Consider the following 22,365-nt stretch of genomic DNA (forward strand, 5'->3'; position numbering starts at 1 on the left):
CTGCTTTCGCAGGGACGACATGTGGAGAAGGTCCCGGTCTCCTCTACGCAACGATTTGCGGAAAGGAAATCAGCCCCTGACCGGCAGCGTCACGACGTCGTAGCCGTGGCTGATCTTCCGCTTCAGCACCGGGTCTTCCAGCTCGAACTCGAAGCGGCTGGCCGGGCGGATGCCGCCCTTGGCGGCGAAGGTGCCGCCGAACATGGCGCAGCCGTCGGGCAATCCGCCCTTGTCGAAGCCGCGGGCGATCAGGTCCTTGACCGGCAGCATGTGATCGAGCGTGCCTTCCTGATAGAGCACCCGCTGGCCGCCGATTGTGGCCCAGGAGCGCAGGATCAGCTGGTCCCAGTGGCCGATGACGTCCTCGAGCTCCCAGAGTTCAGATGCCATCGGCTTGTCGCACATCTGCTTCGACACCGTGACGCTGTAGCTCTCGACCTTGCGGTCGGTGTGGTCGGAGCCGCAGCCGACGAAGATGCGGCCCTGCCAGCCGATCAGCACGAACTCGACCTCGCCGCTGGAGTCCTCGCCACAGACCTCGATCGTATCGGCAAAGGTCAGCCGGCGCGCCGAGCAGCGGTAGTAGATCGGCGTCGTCGCGGGCCGCGCGATGCCGAGCGCCTCGAGCTCGACGATGTGCTTGTCGCGCGCCACCGGATCGCGGCCGGTCCAGCCGGCTATCACGGCCTGCTTGATTTCGAGCGTCAGCGGCGTGGCGACGCCCTTGTCGTCGACATTGAAGGTGAGATCAAACACGAATGACGGTCTCCATTCCGGCCGCGAGCTCGAAGATGCGGCGATCCGAACCACCCGCTGCGGCGAGCATCAGGCCGACCGGCGCCTCGCCCTCGCGATGCGCGGGCAGCGAGATGGCGCAGCCATCGAGCACGTTGATCAGCGACGGATTGCGCAGCGCGCGCAGATTCTCGGTGGCGAATGCTTTGTCGTCGGCAAGAGCAGCTATGGTCGGCGGCAGGTTCGCGGTCGTCGGCAGCACCAGCGCGTCGTAGGGCGCGATCCGCGCCTCAGTGCGGGCAGTGAACGAACGGCGCGCGTTGATGAGGTCGATATAGTCGGCCGCGAGAAAACCCTCGCCGCGCTGGATCCGCACGGCAACGCGGGGATCGTAGATGTCGCCCTTGCTGGCGAGCAGGAAGCGGTGCCAGGCATAGCTCTCGGCTGCGGAGAACCCGCCCTTGGTGTTCATCACGCCGACGTCGAGCAGTTCGGGCACTTCGATCCGCTCGATCAGCGCGCCGGCGCGCGACAACGAAGCGAGCGCACGCTCGAAGGTCTTCGCCACGGCATCATCGAGATCATCGAGCGCGACCGTGGTCGGCACCGCGAGCCGCATGCCCTTAACCGGGCGCGGGGTCAGCGGCGTCACCGGCTCGTCGGCCAGCACCGCGTCGAGCACCGCGCAGCAGGCCACCGAATTCGCCAGCGGGCCGTAGCTGTCGAGCGTGAACGACAGCGGCACGCCGCCGTCGAGCGGAATCCGGCGCTGCGTCGGCTTGTAGCCGACGATGCCGTTGAAGGCGGCCGGGATCCGGCAGGAGCCGCCGGTGTCGGTGCCGAGCGCGCCGAACGCCATGCCGTCGGCGATCGAGACTGCTGCGCCCGAGGACGAGCCGCCGGGCACATGGCCGACGCTCCGGTTCCAGGCGCTCTTCGGCGTACCGTAATGCGGATTGATGCCGATGCCGGAATAGGCGAACTCGGTCATGTTGGTGCGGCCGATCACAATGAAGCCGGCGCGCTTGAGCCGTGCCACGGCAGGCGCATCGGCATCCGCCGGCGCGGAATCTTCCAGCGCCCGCGAGCCCGCCCGGGTTACCTGGCCCCTGATGTCGAACAGGTCCTTGATCGAGACCGGAATGCCGGCAAAGGGCGACGGCGCCGCATTGGCCTTGCGCAGCCGGTCCATGGCGTCGGCGGCTTCGAGCGCGGCGTCGCGGTCGACATGGATGAAGGTGCGCTGACCCTCGCCAGCCGGATCGGCAATTTTGGCGATGCATTGCTCGATGAGCTTGCGGGCTGAGGTCGCGCCGCTGGCGAGATCGGCGGCAAGGGAGGCGAGTGTCGGATTTTTCGGCATGGCTTTGACTTCACGGCTTGCACTTTGCTTGCACTTCACGGCGTGCGCTTCATGGCTCGAGCTGATTGTCGCGCGAACCGGGGCCGATTTCCAGTACGCCGGCCCCAGCCGCGCATCACTATCACTTCAGCCCGAAATAAGCGCGGTGCAGCTCTTCATTGCCGCTCATCTCGGCAACCGTACCGGAGAAGCGGATGCGCCCGCCTTCAAGCACGAACACGCGGGTAGCAATCTCGAGGAAGCCGATATTCTGCTCGGCGATCAGAAGCGCCAATCCGCGGCCCTGCAGGCTCGACAGGGCGCGGAGCACCTCCTTGACGAACAGCGGCGACAGCCCGGCCGAGGGCTCGTCCATGACCAGCAGCTTCGGCTCGGCCGACAGCGCCTTGGCGATGCCGAGCATCTTGCGCTGGCCGCCGGACAGGCTGGAGGCCGGGTCGCGGCGCTTGTCGCGCAGCACCGGGAACAGGCCGTACAATTCGTCGACCCGCGCGCCCGGATTGGCATGGCCCAGCGCCTGCGCGCCGACGCGGATGTTCTCCTCGATCGACAGGTCGGGAAACACCGCCAGCTCCGACATGTAGGTCATGCCGCGCTTCATGCGGTCCGAAGACCGCATCTTCGTGATGTCCTCGCCGCCGAGCTTGATGTGGCCGCTACGGGCCTCGATAAGGCCGACCAGCGACTTCAGGAAGGTGGTCTTACCGGCGCCATTGGCGCCGAGCAGCAGCACGGTCTCGCCGGGGCGGACGTCGAGATCGACGCCCCACAACACCTGCATGGTGCCGTAGCCGGCGTCGACGCCCGTGGCGTCCAGAAGCGCTGCATCAGTGGGCATGCTCGCCTCCCAAAAACACTTCGATCACCTGCGGTTCGCGCACCGCGGTCGCCAGCGTCCCCTCGAAGATCTCCTTGCCCGCATTGAGCACGATGACGCGGTCGGTGATCTGCTCGATGAAGCCCATCAGGTGCTCGACCACGATGATTGCCATGCCGGTCGCAGCCAGCGCCTTGATGCGGCCGGCGATCCAGTCGAGCTCCGCCGGGTTGAGGCCGGCGGCGAGCTCGTCGAGCAGCAACAGCCGCGGCCGCGTGGCAAGCGCGCGGGTGAGATCGAGCATCTTCTGCTGGGCGCTGTTGAGATCGGCGGCGGGGCGGTCGGCGACCTCCTTCAGCCTGTATTCCTCCAGCAGCTCGGCGATCGACGGCGCACCAGCGGCGCCGCCATAGGCCAGCGCCACCTGGATGTTCTCGCGTACCGTGAGCGACAGGAACGGCTTCGGCACCTGGAAGGTGCGGTTGATGCCGCGATGAACCAGCTTGTGCGAGGCGACGCCGCCGGAGGACGCGCCGTCGAACACCACCTCGCCGCCATCGGGCGCATAGAGACCGGAGATCACGTTGATCGCCGTGGTCTTGCCGGAGCCGTTCGGACCGACGAGGCCAAGGATCTCGCCGGGTACGACGTGAAAGCTCAGCCCGTCGAGCGCGTGGAAGCCGCCGAAGCGCTTGACCAGCTTGGAGACCTTGAGGATCGGTGTTTTCTCAGGGGACATGCCACCCCCTGCGCGTTGCCAGCGACACCAACCCTGCGGGCAGGAACAGCACCAGGCCCATGATCAGGAGACCATAGATCAGCTGGAAATATTGCGGCGTGGTGAAGCCGATCAGATTGTAGATGCCGTAGAGGATCAGCACGCCGACGATCGGCCCGGTGATGGTGGCGACGCCACCGAACAGCGCAAACACGATCGCGAAGATCGAGAACTCGCCGGAGAACACATTGTCGGGATAGAACACCGAGACGTACCAGGCGTAGATGCCGCCGGCGAGGCCGGCGACCAGCGCCGAGGCCAGCCAGGCAATCACCCGCATCTTGATGATGTTGACGCCGGCCATCGAGGCCGACACCGCATCCTCGCGGACGGCCTGCAGCGCAAGGCCGAATGGCGAGTTCTTGAGATAGATGACCGCGCCGACGGTGAGCGCCATCACGACGACAGCCGCGTAGTAGGCATGGGTCGGATTGAACGTGCCGGTCAGCGACACGCCGTAAGGCCCCTTGGTGATGCCCTCCAGCGCCGGGTTGGCGACGAAGTGCAGCACCGCGAGCGAAGCCGCCAGATTGGCGATCGCAAAATACGCCCCCGACAGCCGCAGCAGCGGCGTCAGCAACAGGCCGAGCGCAATCGCGACGAGGCCACCGACCAGCACCGCAAGCGGCGCCGGCGTCTGCAGATGCATCACCATGATGGCAAAGCCGTAGGCGCCGGCACCGAAGAAGCCGACATAGCCGAACGGCAGATAGCCGGTGAAACCATAGATGATGTTCACGCCTTGCGCGAGGATCAGGAAGATCACGAAGTTGAACAGCAGCAGATGGTTCTGATAGACGCCGGGCAGCAGTGCGAACACCACCACCAGCGGCGCCAGGATGAACAGCAGGTGTTTCGAGGCGTTAAGCAACGCGCACCCGCCTTCCGAGCAGACCGCTCGGGCGCAGCAACAGGATCACGATCAACAACACATAGGGCAGCAAGTCGGCCCAGGAACTGAGATAGGTCTGCACCAGCATGTAGCAGAGACCATAGACGACACCGCCGAGCGCGGTGCCCAAGGGATTGCCGAGCGAGCCGAGCACGACGATCGCAAACGAGGTCACGGTCGCATCGGCGCCGAACGCCGGCGTCACCGAGCCGAACATGAAGGGCGCGAACACGCCGGCCACCGCCGCTATGCCGAGCCCGATGCCGAACGCCGCCGCCGAGACGCGATCGACGTCGATGCCGGTCGCCAGCGCCTCGTCGCGGCGCGACATCACCGCGCGAGTCAAGGTGCCGAGCCGCGTGTGGTAGAGATAGAGGTAGACGAGCCCGATCGCGATCAGGCTGGTGATGGCCGCGATCACCCAGGGCGCGGGAAAGCCCTGGCCGAAGATCTGGATCGGCCCAGCGCCAGCGGCCTTGCCGCCGAACCATTTCACCTTGATGGTCGTGAACACGGTGCCGAGCAGCCGGCTCTGGATCGAGCGCTCGCTGGTGCCAGCGAAGATCGTGGTGACGGCTTCGATCACCTGCGACAGGCCGAAGAACAGGATGATCGACAGCATTTCCGGATTGGCCGAGCCCTGCAGCCGCGGCACCAGCACCCAGTACAGCAGCACGCCCGCGAGCACGAAGACCACGAAGGCCAGCGGCACCGCGAACAGCGGATCGATGCCGGCGATGCCGACCACGCCGAGCGCGATGAAGGCGCCCAGCATCAGGATGTCGCCATGCGCAAGATTGACGATGCGCATGACGCCGAACACGAGATTGAGACCGATGCCGACCAGGCTGAAATACAGCCCGAACAGCACGCCGGCAACGAGCGCATAGGTCATGCTACCGCTCGCCGCCGAAGGTTACGCCTGCCGCACTCACCAACATCACGGCGCCGGATAGATCGGCTTGCCGGTGGCGGTCTCGTGCGGGTAGATCGAGACGAACTTGATATGATCGTGCTCGTCGACCGTGAGCTGGCCGAGCGGCGTCAGTTCGCCGATCTGCCCGCCGGTCTCGTCCAGCGCGAAGGTACCGTCGAGGGTCTTGAGCTGGCCGCTGAGCGAGAACACCGCGCGGCGCAGCTCCATCTGGTCGAGGCTGGTCGCAACCGACAGCGTCTTCTCGATCACCAGCGCCGTGGTGTAACCGGCCACCGCGTTGAAGCCGAACTCCATCTTGCCGTCATTGTACTTTTTCAGCCAAGCGGCGCGGAAATCCTTCATGTTCATCCCGAAATTGACGGGATAATCCAATTCGGACGGCGGCACATAGGTCCAGATGTGCTCCAAGCCCTTGGCGCCGACGTTCTTCTCGAGCAGCTCGGTCTCGAGGCCGGCATAGATCGCGAACAGCATCTTGAACTTGGTCCCGACGTCCTGGACATTGCGCAGGAAGGCGATGTCGTTCGGCGCATAGCCGAAATGGATCACCGCGTCGGGATTGGCGTTGCTGATGTTGTTGATGATGACGTTGTAGTTCGTGGTCTCGGTCGGAACGCCCTGGTCGTAGACGATCTCGATCGGCGCGCCGGACTCCTTGACGAACTTGCGGAACGCGTTGGCCTGGGTGCCGGTGAACTCGTTGGTCGCGTAGAGGATCGCGATCTTCTTGATGCCGAGGCCCGGGCCATCATGGCTGATGAAGTCGGCGACCGGCTTCGGCCAGACGGTCGACACCGGATCGGCCATCAGCGCGATGTAAGGATTGTCCTTGGAGAAGAAGCTCGCGCCGGTGCCGGTCTGGTCGAACAGGAACATCTTGCGGTCGCGGGCGATCGCAACCGCGGGCGCCGTCAGCACCGATCCGGAATCGGCGACCAGCAGGTCGACCTTATCCTGGGTGACGAGCTGGTTATAAAGCGTCGAGGCGGTCGCGGTGTTGCTCTGGTCGTCATAGGAGACGAGCTTGATCGGGATCTTCTTGTCGAACGCCTTCACGAAGACGCCACCCTCGGCGTTCTTCTGCTCGACCCACAATTTCAGCGAGCTGTAGACCGGCATCGAGATCGAGGCATAACGCCCCGAGGACGCGTAGAGCGTGCCTATCTTGATCTCCGACGGTGCGTCGGCGGCGATCGCCTGCGTGGCAAATGCGAGGCTGGCAGCGAGTGCCGCGCCGATGATCCTCAGCATGATATATTCCTCCCGGGCATCTTGGATGTAGATTGGACGCGGCCCTTCTACGCGCCGGATCGGAGCGACACAAGCATCGCGGCCTTAGCAATTGTGCGAGGGGCGGAATATGCGGCATGCGCGAAACACAGGCCGCTGCGCGCGGCGTGGATGGACCGTTGACGGCCCTTGGTCCAATGGCGCATCAAGACTGTAACGATTTTCGGGAGGAAGTATCAGACATGGCCGAGCCCGCGCGCGCGAAACCAAAACCGACACCTGAGACCCAGCATTTCTGGGACGGCACCAAGGCCGGCGAGCTGCGCCTGCAGCGCTGCGACGCCTGCGCCAATGTCTACTTTCCGCCGCGGCCGTTCTGTCCCTCCTGCGCCTCGCGCAAGGTCTCGGTGTTCAAGGCCAGCGGCAAGGGCAAGCTCTACAGCTACGTCATCAACCACCGCCCCGCTGCGCCGGGCTTCACGCCGCCCTATGCGATCGCCGTGGTCGAGCTCGACGAGGGTCCGCGCATGATGAGCAACATCATCGATTGTCCGCAGACGCCGGAAGCGCTCGAACTCGACATGCCGCTCGAAGTCGCCTTCGAGGCACTCGACGACAAGATCACCCTTCCCTTGTTCCGTCCGGCGAAGGGATAACGCAATGCGCAGGAACCAGGTTGCCGTCGTCGGCGCGGCCGAAACCACCGAACTCGGCGTCATCCCCAACATGTCGCAGATCCAGCTGCATGCGGACGCGGCGCTGAACGCGATCGCGGACGCCGGCCTGAAGCTGTCCGACATCGACGGCTTCGCCACCGCGGTCGAAACCCCGCAGCAGATGGCACACTATCTCGGCATCACGCCGACCTGGGTCGACGGCACCTCGGTCGGCGGCTGCTCCTTCATGCTGCATGTCCGCCACGCCGCCGCCGCGATCGAGGCCGGGCTCTGCAAGACCGTGCTGATCACCCATGCCGAGAGCGGCAAGTCGATGATCGGCAAGCAGCCGCGCTTCACCGCACCCGACAGCCTCAATGGCCAGTTCGAAGCGCCGTTCGGCGTCTACGGGCCGCCGAGCATGTTCCCGATTCCCGTGCTGCGCTTCATGAAGACCCACGGCATCACGCATGAACAGCTGGCGATGGTCGCGATCGTGCAGCGCGAATGGGCGGCAAAGAACCCGCGCGCCACCATGAAGGACCCGATCACGGTCGCCGACGTCCTGAACTCGCGGATGATCGCCTATCCGTTCCGGCTGCTGCAATGCTGCCTCGTCACCGACGGCGGCGGCGCGCTGATCCTCACCTCGGCCGACCGCGCCAAGGACTTCCCGAACAAGCCGGTGTACATCCTCGGCACCGGCGAGAGCGTGGAAACGCCGATGGTCAGCCAGATGAAGACGTTCGATTCATCGCGCGCCTTCAAGGTGGCAGGCCCCCTGGCGTTCAAGGAAGCCGGCATCACCCACAAGGACGTCGATCACCTGATGATCTACGACGCCTTCGCGCATTTGCCGCTCTACGGCCTCGGCGACCTCGGCTTCATGCCCCACGAGGAAACCGGCAAGTTCATCGCCGACGGCAACACCCGCCCCGGCGGCAAGCTGCCGCTCAACACCAACGGCGGCGGCCTCAGCTACATGCACTCCGGCATGTACGGCATGTACGCGCTGCAGGAGAGCGTGCGACAGATGCGCGGCATCGCGCCGGCGCAGGTGCCGAACGCCAAGATCTCGGTCTGCCACGGCGTCGGCGGCATGTTCGCCGCGTCAGGCACGATCATCTTTACGAACGAGAAGTAACCCAACCCGTCATTCCGGGATGGTCCGAAGGACCAGACCCGGAATCTCGAGATTCCGGGTTCGCACTTCGTGCGCCCCGGAATGACGGAATAGACAGGAGAAACCCACATGGCAAAATCACTGCAGGATAAGGTCATCATCGTTACCGGCGCGGGCCGCGGCATCGGCCGCGAGATCGCGCTGCTCTGCGCGGCGGAAGGCGCCAAGGTCGTGGTCAACGATCCCGGCGGCGCCGCCGATGGCGCCGGCGCGAACGCGGCCCCCGCAGAGGAAGTCGTCGAGGAGATCAAGAAGCGCGGCGGCACTGCCGTCGCCAATTTCGATTCGGTGGCGGAAGCCATTCCCGCCAGCAAGATCGTGAAGACCGCGACCGATCACTTCGGCCGGCTCGACGGCGTCGTCAACAATGCCGGCATCCTGCGCGACATGATCTTCCACAAGATGAGCGTTGAGGCCTTCGAGGCCGTGATCAAGGTGCATCTGATGGGCTCGTTCTATGTCAGCCACGCCGCCGCGCGCATTTACCGCGAGCAGGAGTCGGGCTCCTTCGTGCACTTCACCTCGACCTCCGGCCTGATCGGCAATTACGGCCAGGCCAACTACGCCGCCGCCAAGCTCGGCATCGTCGGCCTGTCGAAGTCGATCGCGCTCGACATGGGCCGCTTCAACGTGCGCTCGAACTGCGTGTCGCCGTTCGCCTGGACCCGCATGATCGGCACCATCCCGACCGAGACCGATGCCGAAAAGGCGCGCGTCGAGAAGATCAAGCAGATGGGCCCGGAGAAGATCGCGCCGGTCTGCGCCTATCTGCTCTCGGACGCCGCAAAGGACGTCACCGGGCAGATCTTCGGCGTGCGCATGAACGAGATCTTCCTGTTCGGCCAGCATCGTCCGGTGCGCTCGGTGCATCGCGGCGAAGGCTGGACGCCCGAGACCATTGCCGAACACGGCATGCCGGCACTGAAGGGATCGTTCGCCAAGCTCGACCGCTCGGCCGACGTCTTCACCTGGGATCCGATCTGAGTTTCGATCTGACAGTTTTATGAAAAGGTCGCCTCCGCGAAAGAGCGGGGGCGACACACTCTTTGGTTGTTTCTTCATGGCGTGCCCGCATTGTGCCAGAATTGCGGGGGTATGATCCTCCTCCCGATAACAAAAAGAGTGGGAGGACTTTCGTGACAGATCCAAGCAACGCAGCGAAACACGAGAGCGACGGAACGAAGGCGTTCGACCGTCGAACGATCTTGCGCGGTGCAACCGCGCTTGCTGCGACCGCGATGGCCGCATCCGATGCCGCCGCGCGCGACTTCGGCCCCAACGCGGAGCCACAGCGCTATCCCGATCCGGATATCGTCGTGATCGACGACAAGCGCTTCAAGGCCAAGGTCGGCAACACCGCGATCAAGCGGCTCTATACCGGGTGCCTGTGGGCGGAAGGTCCGGCCTGGAATGCACAGGGCCAGTATCTGGTGTGGAGCGACATCCCGGCCAACCGGCAGCTGCGCTATCTCGACGACGACGGCCACATCTCCGAGCAGTTCCACAAGCCGTCGAACGAGGCCAACGGCTCGACCTTCGATTTCGAGGGCCGCCAGATCACCGCCGAACGCACGCGGCTGGTGCGCTACGAGCACGACGGAACCGTGACGTCATTGGCGGAGCAGGCCAACGGCAAGCAGCTCAACGGCCCGAACGACATGGTCGTGCATCCCAACGACAAGTCGATCTGGTTCACCGATCCCGGCTACGGCGCGGTCTCGATCTATGAGGGCCAACTGGCCAACACCGGATCGAAGCAACCCTACCAGAAGGAAGCCGTGTACCGCATCGACGCCACGACCGGACAGATCACCAAGGTCTGCGACGAGCCGTTCAAGCCGAACGGCATCGCCTTCAGCCACGACTACAAGAAGGTCTATGTCTGCGACACCGGCATCACGCACTATCCGAACGCGAAGAACATCGTCTGGCAGTACGACCTCAACGGCGACAAGTTATCCAACCCACGCACGCTGATCGACATGACGCTGGACGGCAAGTCGGGCTTCCCGGACGGCATGCGCGTCGACATCGACGGCAATATCTGGGTCGGCGCCGGCTGGGTCGGACCAGGCTATGACGGCGTGCAGGTGTTCGCGCCCGACGGCCAGCGGATCGGCCAGATTCTGCTGCCGGAAACCTGCGCCAACCTCACCTTCGGCGGCAAGAAGCGCAACCGCCTGTTCATGACCGCGAGCCAGTCGCTCTATGCGGTCTATGTCGAGACGCGGGGCGCGCACAACTGCTGATCGATCTGCCTTCCGTCGTCATTGCGAGGAGCGAAGCGACGAAGCAATCCATCTCACCGCTTGCGGCCCAATTGATTGCTTCGCTGCGCTCGCAATGACGGCGCAGGCATCACGGCCTTAGCCGCTGTTCCGCAGCCCAGCGGAAATCCCGTTGATCGTGATCTGAATTCCGCGCAGCACCTGCTCGTCCGGGTTCTGCGCGCGATGCTCCTTGAGCAACTCCACCTGCACGTGATTGAGCGGATCGAGATAGGGAAAGCGGTTGCGGATGCCGCGCTCCAGCAGGGGGTTGCCTTGCAGCAGCCGGTCGTGGCCCATGATGTCGAGCAGCGTCTCGATCGAGAGATGCCATTCGCGGCGGATCTGGCCGAAGATCTTTTCGCGCAGCGCGACGTCGGGCACCAGTTCGGCATAACGTGATGCGATCGCGATCGAGCTCTTTGCCAGCACCATGTCCATGTTGGAGAGCAGCGTGCGGAAGAACGGCCATTCCCGGTAGAGCTCCTGCAGAAACGGCATGCCCTGCTCCGGATGCTCAGCGATCCAGGTCTCGACCGCAGCGCCGAAGCCATACCAGCCCGGCAACATCAGCCGGCATTGCGCCCAGGAGAACACCCAGGGAATGGCGCGAAGGTCTTCGATCTCGCGGGTCTTCTTGCGCGAGGCCGGACGGCTGCCGATGTTCAGCGTCGCGATCTCGTTGATGACCGTCGAACCCCAGAAATAGTCGGCAAAACCCGGTGTCTCGTAGACGAGCCCGCGATAGGCCTTGAACGCGAGCGCGGAAATTTCCTCCATCGCCTTGAGATATTCAGGGCGCGGTGCGCTCTGCCGCGGCTGCAACAGGCTGGTTTCCAGCGTCGCCGCGGCGAGGATCTCCAGATTGCTGCGGCCGACCTCGGCATTGGAATATTTCGAGGAGATGATCTCGCCCTGCTCGGTGATGCGGATCTGACCATTCACCGCGCCGCCGGGCTGCGCGATGATCGCGTCATAGCTCGGGCCGCCGCCGCGGCCGACCGAGCCGCCGCGGCCGTGAAACAGGCGGAGCCGCACGCCGTGGCGCTCGAACACCTCGACGAGCCCGATCTCAGCCTTGTAGAGTTCCCAGCCCGAGGTAACGAAGCCGCCATCCTTGTTGCTGTCGGAATAGCCGAGCATCACTTCCTGCACGCTGCCGAGACTGTCGACCAGCTTGCGATAATCGTGCAGCACCAGCATGCGGTCCATGATGCCGCTGGAGGCCTGCAAGTCCTCGATGGTCTCGAACAGCGGCACGATGTTGACGGCGCTGCGGCCGGACGGATTGACGAGGCCGACTTCCTTCAGCAGCACCGCGACCTCGAGCATGTCGGACATGCCCTGGCACATCGAGATGATGCATTGGGAGATCACCTCGGGGCCGAACCTGGCATGGGCCTCGGCCGCGGCCCGGAACACCGCGAGCTCGCTTTGGGTCTCCTCGGAATATTTGACGAAGGGCGAGGCCAGCGGCCGCGCGTTGCGCAGCTCCCCAAGCAACAGGCTGACGCGTGCGTCCTCGCCGAGGGCCAGATAGGACATGCCGGGATTGGCGGTGTCGAGCAGCTCGGCGATGGTGCGCTCATGCACCGCCGAGTTCTGCCGGATGTCGAGCCGCGCCAGATGGAAGCCGAAGCAATCCACCGCCCGCCGCAACTGCCGCAGCCGGCCGCGCGCGATCACGCCGGAATTGTTCGCGATCAGCGAGCGATTGAGCACGTCGAGATCGGCCTGGAATTCTTTCACGCTCGCATAGGGCTCGGCCTTGCCGACCGGCGGTCGCGTGGTCTCGACCTCGAGCCGCATGGCGGTGGCGGCAAGCCGCGCATAGATGCCGGACACGGCGAGCCGATAAGGCTCGCCGCTCCGATGCGGCGAGGTGTCGGGCGATCGCTCGGCAAGGATTCGCAGCTCGTCCGAGACATCGGCGAGGTGCGTCGCCAGCGACAGCTCGGCACCGAGCGCGTGCAGCTCCTCGAGATAGAAGCTGAGCACCCGGCTCGACTGCAGCCGCAGCGTGCCACGCATCACCTCCGCGGTGACGAATGGATTGCCGTCGCGATCGCCGCCGATCCAGCTTCCCATCCTGAGGAACGAGGCGAGATCGCCGGCTTCGCCGCCCTCCTTGTTCAGCCGGTCCTCCAGCGCGCAATGCAACCGCGGCACTTCCTGCAGGAAAGTATAGTCGTAGAACGACAGGCCGTTGGCGACCTCATCGAGAACGGTCAGCTTGGTCCGGCGCAGCAGATTGGTCTGCCACAGCGTCACGACGGCACGGCGCAGCTGCTCGTCGCTGGCCTCGCTCTCCTCCGGCGTCATCTGCAACCGCTCACGGCGATCGAGCAGGTCCGCGATCTCCATCTCGCGGTCCATCGTGCTCTTGCGGCGGACTTCGGTCGGATGCGCGGTCAATACCGGGCTGACCAGCGCGCTTTTGAAGAAGCTGCGCAGATCGGCCGGGCTGATGCCGGCCTGCCGGGCGTGCACCAGCGTCTGCTCCAGCGTGCTCGGCCGCGGCGCCCCGCTCGGGCCGCGGCTGCGCGTCTGGCGGATGTTGTTCTGGTCCTCGGCGATGTTGGCGAGGTGGGAGAAATAGCTGAAGGCGCGAACGATCCGCAGCGTCTCGGCGATCGACATGCCGTCGAGGATGCCCTCCAGCTCCCGCCGCGCCAGCTTGTCCTCGTCGCGATGGAACCGGACCGAGGTCTGGCGGATGCGCTCGACCAGGTCGAATACATTGGCCCCCTCCTGGTCGCGTACGGTGTCGCCGAGGACCCGTCCCAGCAGGCGGATGTCGTTTCGGAGCCGTGCATCCTCCTCCTGTGCCGTCGCTTCGAGAAGGCTGGCCTCTGCGGCCCGCCTGGCGGTCTCGGAGGGGATGGTCTGGGGAGGCAAAGTCTGGGGAGGCATGGCTTGGCTACTCCAGAGTTGCCCGGCTCCTCCCGAGTGTGCGCTTTTTTTGCCGCAGCGCAAGATGAACTTGCGCGGTGCACACTGCCGTCGTCCCTGCGAAAGCAGGGACCCATAACCACTGGTGGCTGCGGTCGAAGTGAGCTGGGGCCACAGCCGCGGGCAGCCCAGAGATTTGTGGTTATGGGTCCCGGGTCGCGCTTCGCTTGCCCGGGACGACAGCGGCGTTTGTGGTCCCTAGATCCTCCGCCCCGCCCGCTCCCAATACGGGTCGCGCAGCCGGCGCTTGAAGATCTTCCCGGAATCCTCGCGCGGCAGGTTGGTCTGGATCTCGATGTGCTTGGGCACCTTGTAGTCGGCAAGCGCGGTCTTGAGCTGGGCGCGGACCGAGGCGATGTCGAGCGTCACGCCCGGCTGCGGCTCGACCACCGCCATCAGCGCTTCGCCGAATTCCGCATCGGGAATGCCGAACACCGCGCAGTCGTGCACGCCGGGAACAGCATGCAGCACCGCCTCGATCTCGGCCGGGTAGATGTTGACGCCGCCCGAGATCACCATGTCGCGCTTGCGGTCGCAGATGAAGACGTAGCCGTCCGCGTCGATATAGCCGACATCGCCCGAGGTGATGAATCCCTGCCGGTCGATCTCGGCGCGCTTCTCGGACTTGTTGTGATAGGTGAAATCGGGATTGCCCGCGATCCGCGAATAGATCTCGCCGATCTGGCCCTGCGCCACCTCGTTGCCGTCGTCACCGATGAAGCGCAGCTCGGCGCCGGGCGAGATCTTGCCGACCGTACCCGGCTTCTTCAGCGCGTCCTCCGACGTCGCGAACGTCACCGCGCCCGACTCGGTCGAGCCGTAGAACTCATAGATCACCGGTCCCCACCATTCGATCATGGCGCGCTTGACGTCGGCCGGACACGGCGCGGCGGCATGGATGATGTGGCGCAGCGACGACATGTCGTACTTCTTGCGCACCTCCTCCGGCAGCTTCATCAGGCGGATGAACATCGTCGGCACCATGAAGATGGTGTCGATCTTCTCGCGCTCGATCAGGGCCAGAAATTCTTCGGCGTCGAAGCGCGGCATCAGCACCAGTGCGCCGCCGAGCCTTCCCGAGCGCAGCCCGAACGAATTCGGTGCCGAATGGTACAGCGGTCCCGGCAGGATCGCGCGCGCGCCGGGCCTCAGGCCATAGATCATCCCGCGCATCGCTTCCGCATTGGCGGTCTGCTCCGGCGTCGGCGCGAAGCGGCGGACGCCCTTCGGATGGCCTGTCGTGCCTGAGGTGTAGATCATGTTCTGCGGCTGCGGCACGAAAGGGCCGTCATAGCGCGGGAATTGCGCCAGCCAGGATTCGAAATCGATCGCGAAATCCGGTGGCGCGAGATGATCGGGATTGATCTTGTAGTTGGCGAGGATTTCCGGCGGCGTCGGCACGCTGAGCACGGTGACATCATCAGGGATCGCGCCGCGCAGCGGATGCAGCATGTCGGCATGGCCGATCAGCACGCGCGTGCCGGAGTCCGTCAGCACGTAGTTGATCTCCTCCGGCTTGAAGTGCCAGTTGATCGGCACGCCATAGGCGCCGAGCCGCATCGCGGCATAGGCAGCTTCGATGAAGGCGATGTCGTTGCGCATCAGCATGCAGACGCTGTCGCCCGGCTTGACTCCGAGCTTGGCAAGGCCACTGGCGATGCGCTCTGTGCGCTCGGCGACCGCTGCGTGATCGCGCCGGCGACTGCCGCTGACGATGCCGAGGAAGGGTTGGGACGTTTCCATTGTCGTTGTCCGATCTTGTGTCGGTTCGAAGTTAAGTCGTCGTTCCGGGATGGTCCAAAGGACCAGACCCGGAACCTCGAGATTCCCTGGTGCGCAATTGCGCACCATAGTTCGATGCTGCGCATCGCCCCGGAATGACACTGCGGCCGCTACCCCGCATCCGCAAACTTCGGCGCGCGCTTCTCCAGATTGGCGCGCACGGATTCGGTCTGGTTCGGGCTGCCGAGCAGCTTCTGCTGCTCGATGGATTCCGCAAGCAATGCCGCAGCTGGATCGACCGACAGGTTGTTCAGCATGCGCTTGGCAGCGCGGATCGCATCCGGGCTCTTGCCGGCGATTTCGCGGGCGACCTCAAGCGCCGCGGCGCGCGGATCGTCACAGACGCGGGTGGCGAGGCCATAGCTCTGGGCTTCCTGCGCCGAGAAGATCCGGCCGGTGTAGGTGAGCTCTCGCAGGATATCGTCGCGCACGAGGCTCGCGAGGATCGGCGTGCCCGCCATGTCGGGGATGAGGCCCCATTTGATCTCCATGATCGACATCCGTGCATCCTGCGACAGGAAGCGCATGTCGGCGCCGAGTGCGAGCTGGAAGCCGCCGCCGAAGGCGACGCCGTGGACCGCGGCGATCACGGGCACCGGAAGCTGCCGCCAGCCCCAGACCGCCTGCTGCGGGAAATTGGCCTTGCCGTGCGTGCGGACCGTGAGATCGCGCTTCTCACCGCCCGGCACCCCATTACCACCATCCTTCATGGCGGCGAACCGGCCCATGTCGAGTCCGGCGCAGAAGGCCCGGCCCTCGCCGGACAGCACGACCACCCGAACGCCTTTTTCCCTGGAAAGCCGGTCGGTTGCGGCGACCAATGCCTCGAACATCGCGGCATCGAGCGCGTTCATCTTGTCCGCCCGCACCAGGCGGACATCGGCGATACCGTCTGAAATCGATATCGAAACGCGATCTTCCATCATTCCCTCCGCTTTGTTCCCTGAGTTGGCGCTTTACAGAAAGGCCGTTGTCCGCTTTTAGTCAATCGACCAATTAACTGACAACCCCCGTGGAGGAAACGATGTTCTCTGACCAGCTTCTTGCCGGGCGGCGCATACTGGTAACCGGTGGTGGCACCGGCCTCGGCAAGGCCATGGCCACCCGGTTCCTCCAGCTCGGGGCCGAGGTGCATATCTGCGGCCGCCGCAAGAGCGTTTGCGACGAGACCGCCACCGAACTGATGGCCGAACATGGCGGACGCGTGGTCAGCCACGGCGTCGATATCCGCAATGCGATGGCGGTCGACGAGATGATCGAGGCGATCTGGACCACCAGCGGTCCGCTCACCGATCTCATCAACAACGCCGCCGGCAATTTCATCTCGCGCTCCGAAGAGCTCTCCGCGCGAGGGTTTGATGCAGTGGCCAACATCGTGATGCACGGCACCTTCTATGTGACGCATGCGGTGGGCCGGCGGTGGATCGCCGGTGGCCATCGCGGCAACGTGGTGTCGATCACCGTGACCTGGGTACGCAATGGCTCGCCCTATGTGGTGCCGTCGGCGATGAGCAAGTCGGCGATCCACGCCATGACCATGTCGCTTGCGATCGAATGGGGCCGTCACGGCATCCGTCTCAACACCATCGCGCCCGGCGAGATCCCGACCGAGGGCATGAGCAAGCGCATCAAGCCCGGCGACGAGGCCGGCGCACGCACCAAGGCGATGAACCCGATGGGCCGCGTCGGCACCATGGAGGAATTGCAGAACCTTGCGGTGTTCCTGATCTCCGGCGGCTGCGACTGGATCAACGGCGAGACCATCGCCATGGACGGCGCGCAGGCGCTGGCGATGGGCGGCAATTTCTACCAACTCCGCGACTGGAGCGACGACGACTGGACCAAGGCGCGCGATTCAATCAAGGCGCAGAACGAGAAGGACCGCGCAACGCGAGGTTAAGGCCCGCGCTTGCGCCTCGATCACAACTGTCGTCCCTGCCTAGTGCGCAATTGCGCACGGGAGCAGGGACCCATAACCACGCCTCGAAAACATCGAGCACGCTGGGGCCACAGCGCGCTCGACAACTCGATTCTGTGGTTATGGGTTCCGGGTCGCGCGGAGCCTGTCATCGGGCGGCGCTTCGCGCCGACCCGTTGGCTCGCCCGGGACGACGCTGTGGATGCATCGAGCCCAACACCCCGTATTGTTTTTCCCGCGCGATGCCGCCACACTCCGCGCAACCAAAACAAGACGTCACGGGGGAAACATGTCCGACGCGCCGAAACTGAGCAATCTTGCCGACATGGTGCGCGACCGCGCCAGCAGCCGCGGCGATGCGCTGGCCTATGAGTTCGAGGGACGGCAAACCTCCTTCGCCGAGTTCGACGTCAAGACCAACCGCGTCGCCAACGCGCTGATCGCGATGGGCGTCAAGAAGGGCGAGCGCATCGCCTATCTCGGCAAGAACAGTGACTTCTATTTCGAGCTCCTGATGGGTGCGATGAAGGCCGGCGTGGTGATGGCGCCCGTGAACTGGCGCCTCGCGGGCCCCGAGGTCGCCTTCATCGTCGACGATTGCAAGGCGCCGATCCTGTTCGTCGGCCCCGAATTCATCACGCAGGCACGCAACATCAAGGACAAGCTGCCCAGCGTCCACACCATCATTACGACCGAGGGCGGCGCGCCGGAATGGCCCGATTTTCTCGCCTGGCGCGATGCACAGAGCGGCAACGACCCGCGCATTGCGATCGAGCCGAAGGACATCGCGATCCAGCTCTACACCTCGGGCACGACCGGCAAGCCGAAGGGCGCGATGCTGTCGCACGCCAACTTCCTCAACCTCGTGCAGAGCGGCAACGAGGCTGAAAAACCGGAATGGAACCGGTGGACCACCGAGGACGTCTCGCTGGTCGCGATGCCGATCTTCCACATCGGCGGCTCCGGCTGGGGTGTGATGGGCCTCTACCACGGCGCCCGTGGCGTGATCGCGCGTGAATTCGATCCGACCAAGGTGCTCGACTTCTTCGAGCAGTCCGGCATCACCAAGCTGTTCATGGTGCCGGCGGCGATGCAGTTCGTGGTGCGGCAGCCCCGCGCGCGGCAGGTCGACTTTTCGCGTTTGAAGTACATGCTTTATGGCGCCTCCCCGATCCCGGCCGCGCTCTTGAAGGAGTGCATCGAGGTCTTCAAATGCGGCTTCGTGCAGATGTACGGCATGACCGAGACGACAGGCACCATCGTCGCGCTGCCGCCCGAGGACCATATCGAGGGGCTCGATCGGATGCGCTCGGCCGGCAAGGCGCTGGCCGGCGTGGAGCTCGCGATCCTCGACGAGAACGGCAAGCCGCTGCCGCCGGGCGAGGTCGGCGAAATCGCCACCCGCTCCGGCTCCAACATGGCCGGCTACTGGAATCTGCCCGAGGCCACCGCGCGCACCATCGACGGCGACGGCTGGCTGCGCACCGGCGACGCCGGCTACATGGACAAGGATGGCTATCTCTATATCCACGACCGCATCAAGGACATGATCATCTCCGGCGGCGAGAACATCTATCCGGCCGAAGTCGAGAGCGCGCTGTGCGACCACCCGGACGTGGCGGAAGCCGCGGTCATCGGCATTCCCGACGACAAATGGGGCGAGGCGGTGAAGGCCGTGGTGGTGATGAAGCCGGGCAAGAGCGCAACCGCGACCGACATCATCAACTTCACCCGCGAGCGGATCGCCGGCTACAAGACGCCGAAATCGGTCGACTTCATCCCCGCGCTGCCGCGCAACCCGTCAGGCAAGATCCTGCGGCGGAGCCTGCGTGAACCGTACTGGGCGGGCAAGGACCGGCAGGTGAACTAGCCCTCTCTGTCGTCCCGGCGCAGGCCGGGACCCAACCACCGCTGTTCTTGGTGGTAACACGCTGGGGCCACATCTCGCTCCATCAACGACCTCTTGTGGTTATGGGTCCCTGCTTTCGCAGGGACGACGGTGGAGAGAGTGGTCCGCATCACGCCTTCTTCATCCGCTCCCGCAACACCCGCCAGCGCTCCAGCGCCTCCTGCGGCCAGACCTCCTTCCGATCGTAATACTCGGCAAACACCTTCGCGTCCGGCGAGAACGTCACCCAAGGCTGCTTCGACGAGGTGAAGATGTGAACGTCAGGCGGGCACTGACTCGGATCGTCCAGCGTGCCGACGCGGACGAAGCGTACCGCTGGTCCCGCGCCCGGATAGTTGCTCCACACCGCGACCTTGCAGACCGGGCAGCGGGCGATCTTCTGCCCTTTGCCGCTCGCCGACGGCGTATCCACGATCTCGGGCTCGGCCGCGATGTGCGCGACCCGTTCGGCCTCGTACATCGCATTGAGTGCGTGCACCGTACCTGTCTCGCGCTGGCACCATGTGCAGTGGCAGGCGTGCACGATCATCGGCCTGCCGGTGAGGCGGTAGCGGACGTTTCTGCAGGTGCATCCACCTTCCATGTCGTACCGCCTCCCCTTTTGTTACCGTCTCAGTGCTTGCCGGCTCCCATATATCCGAACAGAAAGCCCGCCACCTTGCGCTTCTGGATCTCCTCGCTGCCCTCGGTGATGCGATAGCGGCGGTGGTGGCGGTAGATGTGCTCGAACGGCTTGTGGCGCGAATAGCCCATCCCACCATGCACCTGCATCGCGCGGTCGGCGGCCTCGCAGCACAAACGGTTTGCCCAGAAATTGCACATCGAGACCCGGTCCGACAGCGTGTGCTCGACCTGCGCCTGGGTCAGCTGATCCATCTCCCAGGCGGTCTTGCGGATCAACAGCCGCAGCATCTCGGCCTGGGTCGCGAGCTCGACCAGCGGCCACTGGATCGCCTGGTTCTCCGCCAAAGCCTTACCGAACGGCTTGCGCTCGCGGGCATATTTCACGCTCTCATTGATGCAGTAAACCGCAGCGCCGAGCGAGCTCGCCGCCTGGCGGATGCGGTTCTCGTGCACGAAGCATTGCGCCAGCGACAGGCCGCGGCCGACCTCGCCGAACTGCGCGTCCTCAGGCACGAATACGTCGGTGAAGCTGACCCGCGGATGGTCGGTCGGCATGTTGAAGGTCCACATGTACTCCTCGACCTTCACGCCCGGCGATTTCGCCGGCACCAGGAAACAACTGATGCCGCGGGCGTCGCCGTCATTGCCGGAAGTGCGGGCAAACAGCGCGCAGTGCGTGGCGACATGCATGCCTGTCGTCCACATCTTCTCGCCATTGATGATCCAGCCCTTGACGTTGTCACGCGTAGCCTGGACCGCCTTTGTCTCCATATGCGTGGCATCCGAGCCATGCTCGGGCTCGGTGAGGCCGAACGTGATGCGGTACTTGCCGGTGATCGAGCCGTCGATCATCGCCTTCTGCTCGTCGGTTCCATAACGGTCGAGCATGGTCACGAGCGGCAGATTGCCGACGATCGAATGCTCGTTCTGCAGATCGTTGTGCAGGCCGAGACCCTTCGAGGCAAAATGCTCGCGGATGACAGCCATCCAGAGGTTGGAGCCGTCCTTGCCGCCGTAGCGCTTCGGGATCGCGAAACGCAGATGGCCGGCGGCATCGGCCAGGTTCTTGACCTTGCGCAGCAACAGCTCCCATTCATGGCGCGGCAGGCCGCCCTTGTCGAAATCGGTGCGCGCCCATTCGCGGCGATGATCGAAGAAGCGGATGTTGTCGTCAGCCGCTTCCAGCGGCTTGATCTCGCGGTCGATGAAGCGATCGAGCTCGGCGAGATAGGCTGTCAGGTCAGCCGGCAGATTGAAATCCAAGGCGGTCACTCCCGAAATTTTTATTGATTCTGGTTTTGCGTTTAGACGCTATCGCGCATCCGCGTTCGGATCGATTAAGGTGAGAAGCAAGCGGCCAAGTCAAGCAGGCGAGTGAGGCTTGCGCGCGCGGTCGCGTTGCGTAATTGGATGGCACGGAACGACGCGCAGGCGCTAGGATATCGGCAATATTCTTCGCCGCAGAAAATCGACGGGAGCAAACATGGATCTGAAATTCTCCAAGGTGACGCGCAAGGGACCCATCACCATCGTGACGCTGTCGCGGCCCGAGGTTTACAACGCGCTGCATATCGACGCGCATTTCGAGCTCAACAAGGTGTTCGACGACTTCTCCACCGACCCCGAGCAGTGGGTCGCGATCGTCACCGGCGCCGGCGACAAGGCGTTCTGCGCCGGCAACGACCTGAAATGGCAGGCCGCCGGCGGCAAGCGCGGTTGGGACAAGGGCGGCTTTGCCGGCCTGACCACCCGCTTCGACTGCGACAAGCCGATCATCGCCGCCGTCAACGGCGTCGCGATGGGCGGCGGGTTCGAGGTCGCGCTGGCCTGCGACCTGATCATCGCCGCGGAAAATGCGACCTTCGCCCTGCCCGAGCCGCGTGTCGGCCTCGCCGCGCTCGCCGGCGGCCTGCAACGGCTGCCGCGGCAGATCGGGCTGAAGCGCGCGATGGGCATGATCCTGACCGCGCGCCATGTCAGCGCCAAGGAAGGCCTCGAGCTCGGCTTCGTCAACGAAGTGGTGCCGCAGGGCGAGGTGCTGGCGGCGGCCGAGCGCTGGGCCGAGACCATCACGAAGAACTCGCCGATGTCGATCCGCGCCTCCAAGCAGGCGATCCAGAAGGGCCTCGAAGTCTCGCTCGAGCAGGCGATGGCCGAGCAGCGCGAGTACCCGGCGGTGAAGGCGATGGCCGCCTCGCAGGATTATATCGAGGGGCCGAAGGCGTTTTCGGAGAAGCGCCCGCCGAAGTGGCTGGGGCGGTAACGGCTCTTTCCGCGTCATTGCGAGCGAAGCGAAGCAATCCATCTTACGGTTTTGCGGAG

General features: G+C 64.6%; 19 protein-coding genes. 7 read left to right on the forward strand and 12 right to left on the reverse strand.

The features are described 5' to 3' along the window. Nucleotides 1–69 precede the first annotated feature (69 nt). The 7 genes from H8A95_RS23895 to H8A95_RS23925 all read right to left on the reverse strand — a co-directional run bounded on the left by H8A95_RS23895 (nt 70) and on the right by H8A95_RS23925 (nt 6,773). Nucleotides 70–756, reverse strand: coding sequence for a DUF2848 domain-containing protein (locus tag H8A95_RS23895; RefSeq protein ID WP_229185286.1), 687 nt, complete (start codon nt 754–756; stop codon nt 70–72). Then, on the reverse strand, nt 749–2,098 hold the full coding sequence (locus tag H8A95_RS23900; protein ID WP_229185287.1) for an amidase: 1,350 nt from the start codon (nt 2,096–2,098) through the stop codon (nt 749–751). The genes H8A95_RS23895 and H8A95_RS23900 overlap by 8 nt, the downstream gene beginning before the upstream one ends. A gap of 121 nt (nt 2,099–2,219) precedes the next feature. Next, nucleotides 2,220–2,936, reverse strand: coding sequence for an ABC transporter ATP-binding protein (locus H8A95_RS23905; RefSeq protein WP_229185288.1), 717 nt, complete (start codon nt 2,934–2,936; stop codon nt 2,220–2,222). Beyond that, a complete protein-coding gene (locus tag H8A95_RS23910) occupies nt 2,926–3,654 on the reverse strand; it encodes an ABC transporter ATP-binding protein (RefSeq protein WP_229185289.1) in 729 nt (242 codons plus the stop codon). Before H8A95_RS23910 ends, H8A95_RS23905 begins: the two co-directional genes overlap by 11 nt. Further along, complete coding sequence (locus H8A95_RS23915; protein ID WP_229185290.1) at nt 3,644–4,564, reverse strand: branched-chain amino acid ABC transporter permease; 921 nt, start codon at nt 4,562–4,564, stop codon at nt 3,644–3,646. Before H8A95_RS23915 ends, H8A95_RS23910 begins: the two co-directional genes overlap by 11 nt. Beyond that, on the reverse strand, nt 4,557–5,480 hold the full coding sequence (locus tag H8A95_RS23920) for a branched-chain amino acid ABC transporter permease (RefSeq protein WP_163153228.1): 924 nt from the start codon (nt 5,478–5,480) through the stop codon (nt 4,557–4,559). The genes H8A95_RS23915 and H8A95_RS23920 overlap by 8 nt, the downstream gene beginning before the upstream one ends. A gap of 45 nt (nt 5,481–5,525) precedes the next feature. Beyond that, nucleotides 5,526–6,773, reverse strand: a complete 1,248-nt coding sequence (locus tag H8A95_RS23925; protein WP_229185291.1) for an amino acid ABC transporter substrate-binding protein — start codon at nt 6,771–6,773, stop codon at nt 5,526–5,528. Nucleotides 6,774–6,994: 221 nt separating this feature from the next. Here H8A95_RS23925 and H8A95_RS23930 point away from each other — a divergent pair, with 221 nt between their 5' ends. The 4 genes from H8A95_RS23930 (at nt 6,995) to H8A95_RS23945 (ending at nt 10,840) form a co-directional block, all read left to right on the forward strand. After that, a complete protein-coding gene (locus H8A95_RS23930; protein ID WP_050420086.1) occupies nt 6,995–7,408 on the forward strand; it encodes a Zn-ribbon domain-containing OB-fold protein in 414 nt (137 codons plus the stop codon). A 4-nt stretch (nt 7,409–7,412) separates the two neighbouring features. Beyond that, nucleotides 7,413–8,552 (forward strand): thiolase C-terminal domain-containing protein, encoded by a 1,140-nt coding sequence (locus H8A95_RS23935; protein WP_229185292.1) that lies wholly within the window; start codon nt 7,413–7,415, stop codon nt 8,550–8,552. A 108-nt stretch (nt 8,553–8,660) separates the two neighbouring features. Further along, the gene (locus H8A95_RS23940; protein WP_229185293.1) at nt 8,661–9,575 is read left to right on the forward strand and encodes an SDR family oxidoreductase; all 915 of its coding nucleotides are present in this window, start codon (nt 8,661–8,663) and stop codon (nt 9,573–9,575) included. A gap of 152 nt (nt 9,576–9,727) precedes the next feature. Beyond that, nucleotides 9,728–10,840 (forward strand): SMP-30/gluconolactonase/LRE family protein, encoded by a 1,113-nt coding sequence (locus H8A95_RS23945; protein ID WP_229185294.1) that lies wholly within the window; start codon nt 9,728–9,730, stop codon nt 10,838–10,840. Nucleotides 10,841–10,957: 117 nt separating this feature from the next. On the opposite strand, the gene ppc is transcribed toward H8A95_RS23945, so the two are convergent. From ppc to H8A95_RS23960, 3 genes are all read right to left on the reverse strand, one after another. Next, entirely contained in the window at nt 10,958–13,756 is a 2,799-nt protein-coding gene (gene ppc, locus H8A95_RS23950; RefSeq protein ID WP_420839444.1) for a phosphoenolpyruvate carboxylase, read from the reverse strand. A gap of 252 nt (nt 13,757–14,008) precedes the next feature. Next, the gene (locus tag H8A95_RS23955) at nt 14,009–15,553 is read right to left on the reverse strand and encodes an acyl-CoA synthetase (RefSeq protein ID WP_229185296.1); all 1,545 of its coding nucleotides are present in this window, start codon (nt 15,551–15,553) and stop codon (nt 14,009–14,011) included. Nucleotides 15,554–15,702: 149 nt separating this feature from the next. Further along, nucleotides 15,703–16,515, reverse strand: a complete 813-nt coding sequence (locus H8A95_RS23960) for a crotonase/enoyl-CoA hydratase family protein (protein ID WP_229185297.1) — start codon at nt 16,513–16,515, stop codon at nt 15,703–15,705. Between the two features lie 101 nt (nt 16,516–16,616). Between H8A95_RS23960 and H8A95_RS23965 the strand changes: the two genes are divergently transcribed. Beyond that, nucleotides 16,617–17,492, forward strand: a complete 876-nt coding sequence (locus H8A95_RS23965; protein WP_229185298.1) for an SDR family oxidoreductase — start codon at nt 16,617–16,619, stop codon at nt 17,490–17,492. A gap of 307 nt (nt 17,493–17,799) precedes the next feature. Beyond that, on the forward strand, nt 17,800–19,380 hold the full coding sequence (locus tag H8A95_RS23970) for a fatty acid--CoA ligase (RefSeq protein WP_229185299.1): 1,581 nt from the start codon (nt 17,800–17,802) through the stop codon (nt 19,378–19,380). 148 nt (nt 19,381–19,528) lie between these two features. Here H8A95_RS23970 and H8A95_RS23975 read toward each other — a convergent pair whose 3' ends face one another. Together H8A95_RS23975 and H8A95_RS23980 are read right to left on the reverse strand one after the other, a co-directional pair. Continuing rightward, nucleotides 19,529–20,002, reverse strand: a complete 474-nt coding sequence (locus H8A95_RS23975) for a GFA family protein (protein WP_229185300.1) — start codon at nt 20,000–20,002, stop codon at nt 19,529–19,531. 29 nt (nt 20,003–20,031) lie between these two features. Further along, on the reverse strand, nt 20,032–21,306 hold the full coding sequence (locus H8A95_RS23980) for an acyl-CoA dehydrogenase family protein (RefSeq protein WP_229185301.1): 1,275 nt from the start codon (nt 21,304–21,306) through the stop codon (nt 20,032–20,034). A gap of 220 nt (nt 21,307–21,526) precedes the next feature. Here H8A95_RS23980 and H8A95_RS23985 point away from each other — a divergent pair, with 220 nt between their 5' ends. Next, nucleotides 21,527–22,306: an enoyl-CoA hydratase-related protein gene (locus H8A95_RS23985; protein WP_229185302.1), complete on the forward strand. Its 780-nt coding sequence runs from the start codon at nt 21,527–21,529 to the stop codon at nt 22,304–22,306. The last annotated feature ends 59 nt before the right edge of the window (nt 22,307–22,365 follow it).

Source organism: Bradyrhizobium oropedii (assembly GCF_020889685.1).
Classification (GTDB): Bacteria; Pseudomonadota; Alphaproteobacteria; order Rhizobiales; family Xanthobacteraceae; genus Bradyrhizobium; species Bradyrhizobium oropedii.

Excerpts from the sequence above, each read along its gene's own strand:
- H8A95_RS23900 (WP_229185287.1), bottom strand. The coding sequence starts at position 2,098 with ATGCCGAAAAATCCGACACTCGCCTCCCTTGCCGCCGATCTCGCCAGC.
- H8A95_RS23905 (WP_229185288.1), bottom strand. The coding sequence starts at position 2,936 with ATGCCCACTGATGCAGCGCTTCTGGACGCCACGGGCGTCGACGCCGGC.
- H8A95_RS23910 (WP_229185289.1), bottom strand. The coding sequence starts at position 3,654 with ATGTCCCCTGAGAAAACACCGATCCTCAAGGTCTCCAAGCTGGTCAAG.
- H8A95_RS23920 (WP_163153228.1), bottom strand. The coding sequence starts at position 5,480 with ATGACCTATGCGCTCGTTGCCGGCGTGCTGTTCGGGCTGTATTTCAGC.
- H8A95_RS23925 (WP_229185291.1), bottom strand. The coding sequence starts at position 6,773 with ATGCTGAGGATCATCGGCGCGGCACTCGCTGCCAGCCTCGCATTTGCC.
- H8A95_RS23930 (WP_050420086.1), top strand. The coding sequence starts at position 6,995 with ATGGCCGAGCCCGCGCGCGCGAAACCAAAACCGACACCTGAGACCCAG.
- H8A95_RS23935 (WP_229185292.1), top strand. The coding sequence starts at position 7,413 with ATGCGCAGGAACCAGGTTGCCGTCGTCGGCGCGGCCGAAACCACCGAA.
- H8A95_RS23940 (WP_229185293.1), top strand. The coding sequence starts at position 8,661 with ATGGCAAAATCACTGCAGGATAAGGTCATCATCGTTACCGGCGCGGGC.
- H8A95_RS23955 (WP_229185296.1), bottom strand. The coding sequence starts at position 15,553 with ATGGAAACGTCCCAACCCTTCCTCGGCATCGTCAGCGGCAGTCGCCGG.
- H8A95_RS23960 (WP_229185297.1), bottom strand. The coding sequence starts at position 16,515 with ATGGAAGATCGCGTTTCGATATCGATTTCAGACGGTATCGCCGATGTC.
- H8A95_RS23965 (WP_229185298.1), top strand. The coding sequence starts at position 16,617 with ATGTTCTCTGACCAGCTTCTTGCCGGGCGGCGCATACTGGTAACCGGT.
- H8A95_RS23970 (WP_229185299.1), top strand. The coding sequence starts at position 17,800 with ATGTCCGACGCGCCGAAACTGAGCAATCTTGCCGACATGGTGCGCGAC.
- H8A95_RS23975 (WP_229185300.1), bottom strand. The coding sequence starts at position 20,002 with ATGGAAGGTGGATGCACCTGCAGAAACGTCCGCTACCGCCTCACCGGC.
- H8A95_RS23985 (WP_229185302.1), top strand. The coding sequence starts at position 21,527 with ATGGATCTGAAATTCTCCAAGGTGACGCGCAAGGGACCCATCACCATC.